This is a genomic window from Alphaproteobacteria bacterium, from assembly GCA_033344895.1.
In the GTDB taxonomy this organism is placed as follows: Bacteria; Pseudomonadota; Alphaproteobacteria; order UBA8366; family Aestuariispiraceae; genus Pacificispira.
Map to the genome: position 1 here is coordinate 1,167,349 of JAWPMN010000001.1, position 12,931 is coordinate 1,180,279.

Genomic DNA, 12,931 nt, shown 5'->3' on the forward strand with positions numbered 1-12,931 from the left:
CCCGCGCCAATCCGGCAGCGGGACGAAACACGAAAAACGCATCCGTTCGACACCGCACACCGCGGAATGGACGGATGCGTTTTTCGTTTCGGGATCAGATCTCGATCGTGTCGCCGACACGCAGACCGTATTTTTCCGCCGCACTGCCGCCATTCACGGCGATCTCGACCAGTCCCAGACTGTTTTCATACCAGAAACCGAACCGCTCCGGCACGTCCGAGAAGGTGCGCGCCCGCGGCGGTGACGTCCCGTCCGGCAGGGTGACCCGCACCGGGTCTTTAAGGGCCAATGCTCGCAGCCCCGTCATCGCATTGCCGTATCCGTCGATGTAGAGAATCTGGGCCAGATCATCGGGCCAGTCCGCACCGGGACGGGATGGCGGATTGGGCATGGCCGGCACACAGGCGGGTTTGCGCCCCATCGCCCATCGCGCGGCCGCGGGCGCGAACAGGTCGCGGCCGTGGAAACTGGCCGACAGGCGTTCCGGTCGCCATTGCAGGGTAAACCGCGCGACACGGGACGCCCGGCGCAGGGCGATCTCGAACAACCCGTTATCCGGACCGATCAGGCAGCGGTCATCCGCCTCGACCAGCAGGGCCTCGCGGGCGCTGCCGACACCCGGATCAACCACGGCCACGACCATGGCGTCCGCCGGCAAGTCTTCCAAGACCGCGGCCAGCAGATAGGAGGACGCCATTGGGTCCATGGCCGGCGCATCGTGCATCAGATCGACGATCCGCGCCTCCGGCCAGGTGGCGTAGATTGCGCCGTGCATCTGGCCGACATAGGGACCGTCGGTTCGGAAATCGGTAAACAGAAAGATCGGTGCCGTCATGCGGCGCAGTCTATCAGGCGATCAGCTTCCCCGTCACCTCCGCCAAGGTCGCCCCGACGGCTTTAACCTGCTTTTCCCGGTCCGGGTCGGTAATCGATCCGTCTTCCGCCAGAATTTTCTTGGCCCCGCTGACCGCGACCTGGTTCGGAATGACGGTCATGCCGATATTGCCCAGGATCGCCCGGACGTGGACCAGCCCCCGCAGGCCGCCCAGCGCCCCGGCCGATGCGGAGATCAACCCTGCCGTCTTGCCGCGCAGATACTGACTGCCAGGGCCGTTCGGTCCCGGGCGCGATACCCAGTCGATTGTGTTCTTCAACAAGGGCGTGATCGAACTGTTGTATTCGGGGCAGGCCAGCAGCAGACCGTGATGCGCACCGAACAAGGCCTGCAGTTTCGCACCGTTCTCCGGCAGGCCTTCCGCGGCCTCCAGGTCCTCGTCCACCAGCGGCATGGGATAGTCCCGAAGGTCGATCACGGTTACTTCCGCCCCCGCCTCACGAGCACCGGCAACCGCGGTCTTCAGAACCTTCTTGTTCATCGAGTCGCGTCGGGCGCTGCCGGCGAAGGCAAGCAGTTTCACGGTCGGCATATGGTCGATTCCCCTGTCCGTTCGAGTTCATGTGCGTTTGGTGACCCTCACCTAGTTAGGAAGGACAGGAATTCCGGCAAGTCCCGGAGCGGCACCGATGGCCCCACGCGGCTGGACGGATCGTCCGCAAAGGTCTAAAAGCCGCGCAACGCACACATCGTAGACAATCTTGGGATCCTCGCGATGCGCCTCGGCATTCTTGAAGCCGGACGTCCACCCGCGCCGCTGGACGAAACCCATGGCCGTTATCCGGCCATGTTCGCTGACCTGCTTCGCCCGCACCTGCCGGCGGAGACGGAAATCGTCACCTATGCAGTGATCGACAGCGAATTCCCGGATTCCGCCGTAGACTGCGACGCCTGGCTGATCACGGGCAGCGCCTATGGCGTTTATGATCCGGATCCCTGGATCGCAACACTGAAGGATTTCGCCCGTGCGGTCGCCGATGCCGGGGTGCCGATGGTCGGTATATGCTTCGGCCATCAGCTGATTTCGGAAGTGCTCGGCGGAAAGGCGGTCAAGTCCGACAAGGGCTGGGGCGTTGGCGCACATCGCTATGCGCTGAAGAACCGGCCGGAATGGTTGCCCGAAGGTGGCGATATCGAATTCGACACCTATGTATCCCATCAGGATCAGGTGACGGAACCGCCCCCCGGCGCCCAGGTGCTGGCCGGCAGCGACTTCTGCCCGAACGCCATGCTGGCAATCGGTGACCGGATCCTGACCCTGCAAAGCCACCCGGAAATGCCCAGCGGCTATGTCGGGGACCTTTACACCCTGCGCCGCGAACGCATTGGTGCGGAACGCATCGACGCAGCGATGCAGACAATCGTTGATACGCCGCGCGCGCCCGACGCCGACCGCGTCGCCGCCTGGATCGGCGCCTTTCTGACACACACGCTCAAAGCCTGAGCCTTCTCAAGGACCGCCCAATGGACCTTCGCAACATTGCCATTATTGCCCATGTCGACCACGGCAAGACCACCATGGTCGACAAGCTTCTGACCCAGTCCGGCGCGGTGCAGTCGCATCAGCAGATCGCCGAACGGGCGATGGATTCCAACGATCTGGAGAAGGAACGCGGGATCACGATCCTGGCGAAATGCACCTCCGTCGAATGGAAGGGCACCCGCATCAACATCGTCGACACCCCCGGTCACGCCGATTTCGGGGGCGAAGTGGAACGCATCCTGTCCATGGTCGACGGGGTGGTGCTGCTGGTCGACGCGGCCGAAGGCCCGATGCCGCAAACCAAGTTCGTCACCATCAAGGCGCTGGAGCTGGGCCTGAAGCCGATCGTTGTCATCAACAAGGTCGACAAGCCGGACGCCCGCCCCGACTGGGTGATCGATCAGGTGTTCGATCTGTTTGTCGCCCTGGACGCGAATGAAGATCAGCTCGACTTCCCGGTGCTCTACGCTTCCGCCAAACAGGGCTGGGCTGCGCGCGGCCTGGAGGACGATCGCACCGATCTGACGCCGCTGTTCGAAACCGTGCTGGACAAGGTATCGGCCCCGGTCGCCGATGCGGACGGTCCTTTCCGCATGCTGGTGACGACGCTCGAAAGCGACCCCTATCTGGGTCGTATCCTGACGGGGCGCATCGAATCCGGCTCCATCGCCGTGAATCGCACGGTCAAGGGTCTGGGTCGCAACGGCAAGACGCTGGAAACCGGACGCCTGACAAAACTGCTGGCCTTCCGTGGCCTGAAACGGGAGCCGGTGGAGCACGCCAGCGCCGGCGATATCGTCGCAATCGCCGGCATGACCGTCGCCACCGTGGCCGATACGATCTGCGACCCGTCCGTCACCGAACCGGTGCCGGGCCGTCCGATTGCGCCGCCCACCATGGCCATGACCGTATCGGTCAATGACAGCCCGCTGGCCGGTCGCGAGGGCGACAAGTTGACCGGACGCATGATCGGCGACCGCCTGATGCGCGAGGCGGAAAGCAATGTCGCGATCCGCGTCACCGAAAGCGCCGAGAAGGACGCCTATGAGGTCGCCGGGCGCGGCGAGTTGCAGCTGGGCGTGCTGCTGGAAACGCTGCGCCGCGAAGGCTTCGAACTGACCGTGGGCCCGCCGCGTGTCCTGTTCCGGGAAGATGAGAACGGCAACCGCATTGAGCCGATTGAGGAAGCGCAGATCGACGTTGACGAGGAATTCGCCGGCGTCGTCGTCGAAAAGCTGGGCCTGCGCAAGGGCGAGATGCAGGAGATGCACCCGTCCGGCGGCGGCAAGACCCGCATCGTTTTCGAGATCCCGTCGCGCGGCCTGATCGGATATCAGGGCGAATTCCTGGCCGACACGCGCGGCACCGGCATCCTGTCGCGGATGTTCAAGGGCTTCGCCCCTTACAAGGGTCCGATTCCGGGTCGCCGTGCCGGTGTGTTGATTTCCGCCGAACAGGGTACGGCCGTCCCCTATGCACTGTACAATCTGGAGGAACGCGGGCCACTGTTCGTCGATCCGGGCGACCCGGTCTATTCCGGCATGATCCTAGGAGAACACAACAAGGGCCAGGACCTGGAAGTGAACCCGCTGAAGGCCAAGCAACTGACCAACTTCCGCGCGTCGGGCAAGGATGATGCGATCAAGCTGACCCCGCCGATCCGCCGGACGCTGGAGGAGGCCCTAGCCTATATTCAGGACGATGAGCGCGTCGAGGTCACGCCGCAGTCGATCCGCCTGCGCAAGGCATTGCTGGACCCGCATGAGCGCAAACGCGACAAGCGCCGGCGCGAAGCGGAAATGGTCTGATTGGAGGGGCCATGGCGCCCAGGATCGCCTTCCTGCACACAGCATCGGTTCATGAGCCGACTTTCCGCGACCTGATCGCCGAATTGGCGCCGGATGCGGAACAGGTCCATGCCATTCATCCGGAATGGCTGGACCGGGCACGGCAGGACGGCCTGGGCCCCGGCCTGCATGCCACCGTCACCGATCGCCTCACCGCCCTATCGGCACAGGCAGACGCAGTCCTGTGTACCTGCTCCACCCTGGGGCCGGTGGCCGACGCCCTGTCGCAAACCGACCGGCGAATCCTGCGCATCGACCGCCCGCTCATGGCCAAGGCCGCGGCGACCCCCGGTACCGCCGTCGTCGCCCTGTGCCTCGACAGCACGCGGGAAACGACGCTGGCGCTGCTGGACGACGCCTTTGCAGCGGCCGGGCGGGATCGCGACCGGGTCCTGTGTCTTTGCGCCGAGGCCTGGCAACATTTCGAGGCAGGGGACCGGAACGGTTTTGCCGAGGCCATCGCGGACCGGGTCAGAAGCACGGTCGCCGACACGCCCTCCGCCGGCTGCATCGTCCTGGCGCAGGCGTCCATGGCTGTTGCCGGCCCGTTGCTCTCGGATCTCGGCCTGCCGGTCTACGCGTCTCCCCGTCTCGGCGTGGAGGCCGCATTGGCGCTCGCAAAATGAGAGAGACTGTCGCGACAACCGAACGATTGATCCTGCGCCCCTGGACCCTTGCAGATCAGCCCCGACTGTCGACCCTTCTGACCGACCCCATCACCATGAAACACTGGCCCGAGCCATTCGACGCGGACGATGTCCGCCACTGGCTGGAACGGGCCCTGCAATGCTGGCAAGAGGATCGGTTGGGGCGCTGGGCGGTCGAACGTCGGGCCGACGGGCTCGTTCTGGGGGATTGCGGACTGGTTCCGACAGAACTGGACGGCGAAGCGGTCACCGACCTTGGATACATTCTTCAGGCCCCGCATCACGGTCAGGGCTATGGAAAGGAAGCAGCCGCCGCGGCCCTGCATTATGGCACCGAGATACTGGGACTGAACAATATCGTCTGCCATATGGCGGAAGATAACATCCCGTCCCGACGTACTGCCGAAGCCCTGGGAATGGCGGAAACACGGCGCTTCACCCACACCGGAAACCGCAACAAAACCCACATCATCTATCGCCTTCCCAACTAAAAACCGGATTTCCAACCCTCACAAAACACCAATGCGTTTTGTGCATGGCTGCATTGGCATGAGGTCATGAGCGCCCGTTCAAATTTCCCTATGCAGTGAAATCAATTCGAGGCATAACCCGGCCAATCCCGATCACGACGGCCGCATGAAGCGGTCGCAAGAGGGTCGTTCCCTGGAACGGGTCGGGGCGGAACATCTACTGGTAGGAGAGACGCCGATGCCGCGTGACGACATCGCTCTTTCCCGACTGGGGACGGCCGCGGACAAGTTCCAAAGCGACTCCCATGAGGACAAGGGCGCAGTAAACGAAGCCACCGTAATCCCCTTCCCTTCGCAGGACGGGCGATTGGACCATTTCATCAAACGCGATGGCATGGTCTATGCGGGAACCCATCTTCTGATCGACGTCTGGAACGGTCAGAATCTGGACGATATCGACCATATCGAAGAGACGCTGAAGGAATGCGTGGAAGTGGCCGGGGCAACCCTGCTGCATTGCCATCTGCATCGCTTCAACCCGGAAGGCGTGTCCGGTGTTCTGGTGCTGGCCGAGAGCCATATCTCGATCCACACCTGGCCGGAAATGGGCTACGCCGCCCTGGATGTCTTCATGTGCGGCGACAGTGAACCGCATAAGGCGATCGACGTGCTGAAACGCGGTTTCTGCACCGAGAATGTCCAGGTCGACGACGTGCGCCGGGGTCGCGTTTCCTAAGCGACACAGTTTCATGGTATCGAACGGTCGGGCATGGCGGTAGCATTGCCCGGACCGCTTCTTTTTGTACCGCTTCGTTTTGCAGATACGGGAGTAGACGATGACCGAATGGTTTGAAGAAACCCTTCATCCTGAATTCCGGCAGGGCCTGTCGATGGACAAGGTTCTGTATCGCGACAAGTCGGACCTTCAGGATCTCATCATCTTCGAGAACGCCCGTTTCGGTCGCGTCATGTGCCTGGATGGTGTGGTCCAGACCACGGAAGGCGACGAGTTCGTCTATCACGAAATGCTGGCCCATGTACCGATGCTGGCCCATGGCGATGCCCGCAAGGTACTGATCATTGGCGGCGGTGACGGCGGCATGGCGCGCGAAGCCCTGAAGCATCCGGACGCAGCGGTTACCATGGTCGAGATCGATCGGGCGGTCGTCGATTTCTGCGCTGAGCATCTGCCGAACCATTCGGCCGGCGCCTTCGACAATCCGCGCCTGAATCTGGTCATTACCGACGGTGCGCAGTTTGTGAAGGACACGGACGACCGGTTCGACGTCATCATCGTTGACTCCACCGACCCGATCGGTCCGGGGGCGGTCCTGTTTACCGCCGAATTCTACGCCGACTGCAAACGCTGCCTGACCGACGGCGGCATTCTGGTGACCCAGAACGGCGTGCCCTTCGTGCAGCCGGAGGAAGTTACGAATTCCTACAGCCGCCTGAAGAAAAGCTTCAACGACGTTCACTTCTATCGTGCCGCGGTGCCGACCTATCAGGGCGGCGACATGACTTTCGGCTGGGCTACGGATAACGGCATGCTGCGGCAGTTGCCGGTCGACGAACTGGCGCGGCGCTACAAGAATGCCGGGATCGAGACGCGCTATGTCACGCCGGAACTGCATGCCGGCAGTTTCGCGCTGCCGAAGACCGTTCTCGATCTGATGAAGTGATCAGGCGGAAACGAGACCGAGTTCGATCTCCAGCGCGCCGCACAGGATCTGACCGATCAGAATGTGCATTTCCTGAATCCGGGCGGTCGTTTCCGACGGCACAATGATCAGCGGATCCGCAAGGCCGACTAGGTCCCCGCCGTCCCGACCGGCAAAGGCGGCGGCGGTCAGCCCCTTGTCGCGGGCGACTTCCAGTGCCTTGGTGACGTTCGGGCTCTTGCCGGAGGTCGATATTCCGACGGCGACATCGCCGGCCCGACCGATGGCCGCCACCTGACGGGCGAAGATGTTTTCGAAGCCCAGATCATTGCCCGCCGCCGTCAGGGTCGACGTATCGACGGTCAGCGCCAGCGACGCGATCGGAGCACGGTCCTTCTTGTAGCGAACGGACAGTTCCGTTGCCAGGTGCTGGGCATCCCCCGCACTGCCGCCATTGCCGAAGAACAGGATCTTGCCGCCACGCCGGACGCACCCGGCCCAGACCGACAGCATCTTCTGCATCTCCGCGCGGCAGGCCTCATGCGTCCGGGCCAGGACGGAAGCATGTTCCGCGAATTCGTCGTCGAAAAAGGTCTCGCTGATCGTCATGGCGCGGACGTTACTCCGCCTCCCCCGCCCGGACAAGCGCGGCTTCGCGCCGGAACAGGGCATCGTCGAAGGCATGGAGCTGACGCTGGACCCATCCGTAGAAGCTGCCTTCCGGATAAACGCCCGAGGCATTGGGTTTGCCGGCCTTCAGGCCGCTGAACAGCGCCAGAGCGTCATCGACATGGCGGATCGTATAGAGGTGGAACATGCCGTCACGGATGGCGGCGGCGGTTTCGTCGTCGACCACAAGACTGTCCGCATTGGCCAACGGCACCAGGACACCCTGCTTCCCGGTCAGCTTGCGTCGGCGGCAGGCCTTGAAGAAACCCTCGACCTTGTGATGCACGCCCCCGACGGCCTGTGATTCGCCGCGCTGATTGACCGATCCGGTAATCGCCAGATCCTGCCGTAACGGAATACCCGCCAAATCGGAAAGAACGGCAATCAACTCCGCAAGGGAGGCGCTGTCGCCCTCTACCCCGCCGTAATTCTGTTCGAAAGTGATGGAACAGTTGAAGGACAGCGGCGCGGAACGGGCGAACAGACCGGACAGATAGCCCTGAAGAACCATGGCGCCCTTCTGCTGGATCGGGCCGCCCATCTCCACCTGACGTTCGATGTTCAGGACGCCGTGCCGCCCGACACTGGCCCGCGCCGTCACGCGCGACGGGCCGCCATAGGCATGATCCCCCATATCACGCACGGTCAGGGCGTTGATCTGGCCGACCACAGCGCCATCCGTCGCAATCATGACGGTGCCGCGTTCGATCATGTCCTGACTATGGCCTTCGATCCGGTCGTTACGGCGCAGCTGGGCCGCATGGGCTGCGACCAGATCGGCCTCGACGATCTTCTTCTTGTCCGGATTCCGGGCCGCCGCTTCGATCACGATATCGTCCAGCCGCTCGATCTGCGCGCTCAGCCGGGTCCGGTCGCCGTTCCACCGCGTGGCCATGCCCAGCAAATAACTGATCGCGCCGTCGTCGACACTGCGTCCGGTACAGCCCTTCACCCTGTCGCGCAGGACGGTGCCGTAGACGGCCAGATTGGCCGCGCTGGCCGGCATGTCCTGGGCGATGTCGGCCTTTACCTTGAACAGGGTCTGGAAGTCCGGCGACCGGGAATAGCCGCCATAGTAGATCGCAGGCGTGCCGACGATCACCACCTTCAGATTCAAATCGATCGCCTTTGGCGACGGCGCGCCAATCACAGGCAGAGCCGCCTGGCGGTGCGGTTCCTCGATCCGCACCTGACCGTCACGCAAGGCGCCGATCAGGGCGGGCCAGGCCATCGGATCCGCCGCCAGGGCATCCGCACGAAGCACCAGCACACCGCCATTGGCGCGATGCAGGGCACCGGCGCGGATCAGCGTGAAGTCGGTTTCCAGATGGCTCTGGCCCGGCCGGTATTCGATGCGTCCGAACAGGTGCCCGTAGCTCGGAGTCGATTCCAGCACGATGGGCGGATGCGTCAGATCTCCATTGTCGACCAGCAAATTGACCGCGTAACGCCGTTCCGGCGGTTCCGCCAGATTGGGGCGGCCCTTCATGTCCTGCGCCGGTCCGAAGGCCCGCAGATTCTCGAGAATGTCCTGTTCCAATGCGACGAACCAGCGGTTCAGACCATGTCCGCCAAAGCTGTCGACCAGAGGCTGCAGCAAGGTCTTGCAGGTGTCGCGCGCCGCGTCCCGGGTGATTTCCGCCACACGCTCGACCAGGGCCGCGCGCTCCTTCGCCGCCTGGGCATTGATCGCGTTCAGCCGTTCGGCGATGGCCTGCGCGGCCCGGGTCTTGGCATCACGCTCCTCCGCCGGGATCGCCTCGAAGGCGACCGGGCTGCCATTCGGATCAGCGGGCGCAATGATCGGGCCATGCTCACCCTGAAAGATGCCCAGCCCCGCATCCGCCGCATCGGCGCGCAAGGCCGCCATCGCACCCTCCGCTTCGGCTGCGGCCCGCTGATGCACGGATTTCACATCGGCCTGATAGCTGTCGCCCTCAAAGGTCTGTTTCAGCGCCGCTCGCAGGCCCGCGACGAACCCTTCCATCGCATCGCGCAGGCGGCGGCCGGTTCCCGCGGGCAGTCGATAGGGTTTCGGCCGGTGGGTACGTTTGAAGTTGTTCAGATAGACCCAGTCCGGTGCGGGTGGCCGGTGGCTCAGCGTCTGCCGGATGTAATCCAGCGTCTCGGTCATGCGACCGGCACGATCAGGGCCCAGAACGAATATGTTGAAACCCTGATCGGCGGTATTGAGCCCGAACTCAAGGGCATCGCGGGCCCGTTCGTGACTGGACAGATCGAAAATCTGGGCCTGTTTGCGGGCCTTCCACTTGAAGCGCGGAATTCCGACCTTGTCGGCTTTCACCTCCCGTGCGGACATCCTGTTTCCCTTCGATCCGGACGGGTCGATACAGCCCGTCTTCCCGTATGTTTGCTTTCCATCCTATGAATCGATGTGGGGGCGCGAAAGCCCCGTATCCAGTACGCCGATCCGGACTTGCCAGCCGGACGACTTCCGATACTCTTCCGCGCCATGACGATGACGCTGACAGACATTTTTCGCTACCCGGTGAAGGGTATGGGGCCGGATCGACTGGAATCGGTCTCGCTGACCATGGGGCTCGGCCTTCCGTTCGACCGGAACTGGGCCATCGTTCATGATTCCAGCACGGTCGATGCCGCGGCACCGGTTTGGGCGAAAAAGGCGAATTTCCTGTGTCTGGCGCGTGACGAGAAACTGGCGCAACTGGAAACCTCCTTCGAGGAAGAGACGCGTACCCTAACGATCTTCCGAAAGGGCAAGCAGATCAGCCGCGGCCGCCTGGACGACCCGACCGGACGGACCCTGTTGCAGACCTTTCTGAACAGCTTCATGCCCAGCGGTCCGCGCGGCAATCCGAAGATTGTCGAAGCCCCGCATGAGGTACAGTTCACCGATATGGAGGAGGCGAAGGTTTCCATCATCAACCGGGCCAGCGTCAGTGATATCGAACGGGTAACGCGTGAACCTGTCGACCTGATGCGATTCCGGGGCAATCTCTATGTCGACGGGCTGAAACCGTGGCAGGAATTCGACTGGGTCGGCAAGCGCATCAGGGTCGGCGAATGCGTCCTGGAAATCCTGATGCGGATCGACCGCTGCGCCGCGACCAACGTCAACCCGACGACCGGCGACGTCGACATGAACATCCCACTGAGCCTGCGCAAGGGTTTCGGTCATATCGACTGCGGCGTTCATGCCAAGGTGATCATGGGGGGAACGATCCGGCCCGGCGATCCGATTGAACTCGTCTGAGCGTCTGTCCGACGGATTTTCCTGAACCAAAAAAAAACGGCGGCGACGGATCATTTCCGTCGCCGCCTTACCCCGATAGACCCGAGCCGGATGGGAGGGGCAGGATTTTGGCCCAGGTCTTCCGGAACTCCTCGACCGCGTCGCCTTTTGGCTTCGCCGTCGTCACATCCTCAATGTAAGACGGCTTCCCGGAATCTGATGTGACGGCAATCACAGCCCCTGAAAAAAATTCTCACATCAGGCCGATTTTTCTGATAACCTATTGAAATGACAGAAGAAAATAATTCAAAAAAGAAACCTCCCAAGCGCGGCCCGAGGCCCGCGACGCCGGAGCGGCTGGAAAAGGCCGCTTTGCACTATCTCGAACGCTATGCCAGCAGCGCGGAGAACCTGCGCCGGGTACTGATGCGGCGGGTCTATCGCTCGGCCGAACTGCACGACACCGACCCGGCGGCTGGCGAAAAGTCGGTATCGGACCTGATCGACCGGTACCGGCGGGCCGGATTGCTGGACGACAAGGCCTACTCGACAGCCAGGGCCGCCAGCCTGCACCGACAAGGCAAATCCTCACGCGCCATCCGTCAGGCCCTGTCCCTGAAAGGGGTCGACGAAGACACGGTCAGCGCTGCCCTGGACGCGTTGCGAGACGAAGTTGGATCGCAGACCGATCTGCGGGCCGCCGTGAACTATGCCCGCCGACGGCGGATCGGCCCCTGGCGCTCGATGGAGAATCGCGAGTCCAATCGGGAACGGGATCTGGCCGCATTGGGACGCCAGGGCTTTTCATATGACATCGCCCGTAAGGTCATCGAAGCCAACGAACCGGACGATGTGCTGCAGGAGGACGAATTTTGACCGTGACATGCCGGGGCGGGCATCGCCTGAAGTTGCCATCGGGCGGCAGGACCGCCCTGCTGGTCATCGACATGCAGCGCGATTTCATCGATCCACAGGGGATGTGCGCCGTCCTGGGCGACGACCCCGCCTTCGCCCGCGCCATCGTGCCCCGGGTGGAGCGTCTGACGGAATGGGCGCGGGTGCAGGGACATGCGGTTTTTCACACCCGCGAAGGCTATGCCCCGGACCTGTCGGACATGCACGCCGCCAAGCGCGCACGGCGCGGCCCGGTCAGCGAGGGACCATTGGGCCGATTCCTGATCCGCGGAGAAGTCGGTCACGACTTCATCGACCGACTGCGCCCCCAACCGGGTGAGCCCGTAATCGACAAGCCTGGCTTTGGCGCCTTCCACGCGACCGACCTCGACACCCGCCTGCGGCAGCGCGGCATCACCCATCTGATCCTGTGCGGGGTCACGACCTCCTGCTGCGTCCACACCACCCTGCGCGAGGCGGTCGACCGGGGTTACACCTGCCTGACGGTCGCCGATTGTTGCGCGGCACTGGAACTGGATGATCACGATCGGGCCCTGGACCTGATTGCCAGCGAAGGCGATCTGTTCGGCTGGGTCTGCGACCTGAACGCCCTGGCCGTCGAAGGACCGCCGCGCCGGCACGACTGCACCATCCGGGCAATGACGTCGGATGACGCCGATGCGGTGATGGCGATCTATGCGGAAGGCATCGAAACCGGGCATGCGACCTTCCAGACCGATCCCGGAGATTGGGACGGGTTTTCGTCCGGAAAACTGGCGGCGCCCCGCCTGATCGCCGAGGCCCCCGACGGATCGCTCCTGGGCTTCGCGGTGCTGTCCCAGGTATCCGCCCGGCCGGTCTATCGCGGCATCTGTGAAGTATCGATCTATGTGGCGGACCGGACCAAGGGACGCGGTGTCGGTCACGCCCTGCTGGGCGACCTCGTGACGAAAAGCGAAGAGGCCGGCATCTGGACCCTCACGGCCGGCATCTTCCCCGAAAACAAGGCCAGTCTGATCCTGCATGCCGCCCATGGATTCCGCTGCCTGGGACGGCAGCGCGCCGCCGCCATCATGCCGATGGGGCCGATGGCGGGCCAATGGCGCGACGTGTTGCGGCTGGAACGCCGATCCGAGCGCGTTCGGTAGTGC

The 12,931-nt window shown here is 63.3% G+C and carries 13 protein-coding genes; 9 read left to right on the forward strand and 4 right to left on the reverse strand.

The genetic code is table 11. The features are described 5' to 3' along the window. Nucleotides 1-94: 94 nt before the first annotated feature. A complete protein-coding gene (locus R8L07_05700) occupies nucleotides 95-835 on the reverse strand; it encodes an SAM-dependent chlorinase/fluorinase (protein ID MDW3205020.1) in 741 nt (246 codons plus the stop codon). A 13-nt stretch (nucleotides 836-848) separates the two neighbouring features. Beyond that, on the reverse strand, nucleotides 849-1,427 hold the full coding sequence (locus R8L07_05705) for an NAD(P)H-dependent oxidoreductase (protein MDW3205021.1): 579 nt from the start codon (nucleotides 1,425-1,427) through the stop codon (nucleotides 849-851). A gap of 183 nt (nucleotides 1,428-1,610) precedes the next feature. Between R8L07_05705 and R8L07_05710 the strand changes: the two genes are divergently transcribed. The 6 genes from R8L07_05710 (at nucleotide 1,611) to speE (ending at nucleotide 7,024) form a co-directional block, all read left to right on the forward strand. Continuing rightward, the gene (locus tag R8L07_05710; GenBank protein ID MDW3205022.1) at nucleotides 1,611-2,339 is read left to right on the forward strand and encodes a type 1 glutamine amidotransferase; all 729 of its coding nucleotides are present in this window, start codon (nucleotides 1,611-1,613) and stop codon (nucleotides 2,337-2,339) included. A gap of 20 nt (nucleotides 2,340-2,359) precedes the next feature. Further along, nucleotides 2,360-4,186 (forward strand): translational GTPase TypA, encoded by a 1,827-nt coding sequence (typA, locus tag R8L07_05715; protein MDW3205023.1) that lies wholly within the window; start codon nucleotides 2,360-2,362, stop codon nucleotides 4,184-4,186. Nucleotides 4,187-4,197: 11 nt separating this feature from the next. Then, a complete protein-coding gene (locus R8L07_05720) occupies nucleotides 4,198-4,851 on the forward strand; it encodes a hypothetical protein (GenBank protein ID MDW3205024.1) in 654 nt (217 codons plus the stop codon). Beyond that, a complete protein-coding gene (locus R8L07_05725; GenBank protein ID MDW3205025.1) occupies nucleotides 4,848-5,363 on the forward strand; it encodes a GNAT family N-acetyltransferase in 516 nt (171 codons plus the stop codon). Before R8L07_05720 ends, R8L07_05725 begins: the two co-directional genes overlap by 4 nt. A 145-nt stretch (nucleotides 5,364-5,508) precedes the next feature. Next, nucleotides 5,509-6,078 (forward strand): adenosylmethionine decarboxylase, encoded by a 570-nt coding sequence (gene speD / locus R8L07_05730; GenBank protein MDW3205026.1) that lies wholly within the window; start codon nucleotides 5,509-5,511, stop codon nucleotides 6,076-6,078. Nucleotides 6,079-6,178: 100 nt separating this feature from the next. Next, the gene (gene speE / locus R8L07_05735; GenBank protein MDW3205027.1) at nucleotides 6,179-7,024 is read left to right on the forward strand and encodes a polyamine aminopropyltransferase; all 846 of its coding nucleotides are present in this window, start codon (nucleotides 6,179-6,181) and stop codon (nucleotides 7,022-7,024) included. Here speE and R8L07_05740 read toward each other — a convergent pair whose 3' ends face one another. Next, nucleotides 7,025-7,612: an SIS domain-containing protein gene (locus tag R8L07_05740; protein MDW3205028.1), complete on the reverse strand. Its 588-nt coding sequence runs from the start codon at nucleotides 7,610-7,612 to the stop codon at nucleotides 7,025-7,027. 10 nt (nucleotides 7,613-7,622) lie between these two features. Beyond that, nucleotides 7,623-9,992: an ATP-binding protein gene (locus tag R8L07_05745; protein ID MDW3205029.1), complete on the reverse strand. Its 2,370-nt coding sequence runs from the start codon at nucleotides 9,990-9,992 to the stop codon at nucleotides 7,623-7,625. 153 nt (nucleotides 9,993-10,145) lie between these two features. Here R8L07_05745 and R8L07_05750 point away from each other — a divergent pair, with 153 nt between their 5' ends. From R8L07_05750 to R8L07_05760, 3 genes are all read left to right on the forward strand, one after another. Continuing rightward, on the forward strand, nucleotides 10,146-10,907 hold the full coding sequence (locus R8L07_05750; protein ID MDW3205030.1) for an MOSC domain-containing protein: 762 nt from the start codon (nucleotides 10,146-10,148) through the stop codon (nucleotides 10,905-10,907). A 351-nt stretch (nucleotides 10,908-11,258) separates the two neighbouring features. After that, nucleotides 11,259-11,762, forward strand: a complete 504-nt coding sequence (locus R8L07_05755; GenBank protein MDW3205031.1) for a RecX family transcriptional regulator — start codon at nucleotides 11,259-11,261, stop codon at nucleotides 11,760-11,762. A gap of 2 nt (nucleotides 11,763-11,764) precedes the next feature. After that, the gene (locus R8L07_05760) at nucleotides 11,765-12,928 is read left to right on the forward strand and encodes an isochorismatase family protein (GenBank protein ID MDW3205032.1); all 1,164 of its coding nucleotides are present in this window, start codon (nucleotides 11,765-11,767) and stop codon (nucleotides 12,926-12,928) included. The last annotated feature ends 3 nt before the right edge of the window (nucleotides 12,929-12,931 follow it).

Excerpts from the sequence above, each read along its gene's own strand:
- R8L07_05725 (MDW3205025.1), top strand. The coding sequence starts at position 4,848 with ATGAGAGAGACTGTCGCGACAACCGAACGATTGATCCTGCGCCCCTGG.
- R8L07_05740 (MDW3205028.1), bottom strand. The coding sequence starts at position 7,612 with ATGACGATCAGCGAGACCTTTTTCGACGACGAATTCGCGGAACATGCT.
- typA (MDW3205023.1), top strand. The coding sequence starts at position 2,360 with ATGGACCTTCGCAACATTGCCATTATTGCCCATGTCGACCACGGCAAG.
- speD (MDW3205026.1), top strand. The coding sequence starts at position 5,509 with ATGAAGCGGTCGCAAGAGGGTCGTTCCCTGGAACGGGTCGGGGCGGAA.
- R8L07_05745 (MDW3205029.1), bottom strand. The coding sequence starts at position 9,992 with ATGTCCGCACGGGAGGTGAAAGCCGACAAGGTCGGAATTCCGCGCTTC.
- R8L07_05750 (MDW3205030.1), top strand. The coding sequence starts at position 10,146 with ATGACGATGACGCTGACAGACATTTTTCGCTACCCGGTGAAGGGTATG.
- R8L07_05720 (MDW3205024.1), top strand. The coding sequence starts at position 4,198 with ATGGCGCCCAGGATCGCCTTCCTGCACACAGCATCGGTTCATGAGCCG.
- R8L07_05700 (MDW3205020.1), bottom strand. The coding sequence starts at position 835 with ATGACGGCACCGATCTTTCTGTTTACCGATTTCCGAACCGACGGTCCC.
- speE (MDW3205027.1), top strand. The coding sequence starts at position 6,179 with ATGACCGAATGGTTTGAAGAAACCCTTCATCCTGAATTCCGGCAGGGC.
- R8L07_05710 (MDW3205022.1), top strand. The coding sequence starts at position 1,611 with ATGCGCCTCGGCATTCTTGAAGCCGGACGTCCACCCGCGCCGCTGGAC.
- R8L07_05705 (MDW3205021.1), bottom strand. The coding sequence starts at position 1,427 with ATGCCGACCGTGAAACTGCTTGCCTTCGCCGGCAGCGCCCGACGCGAC.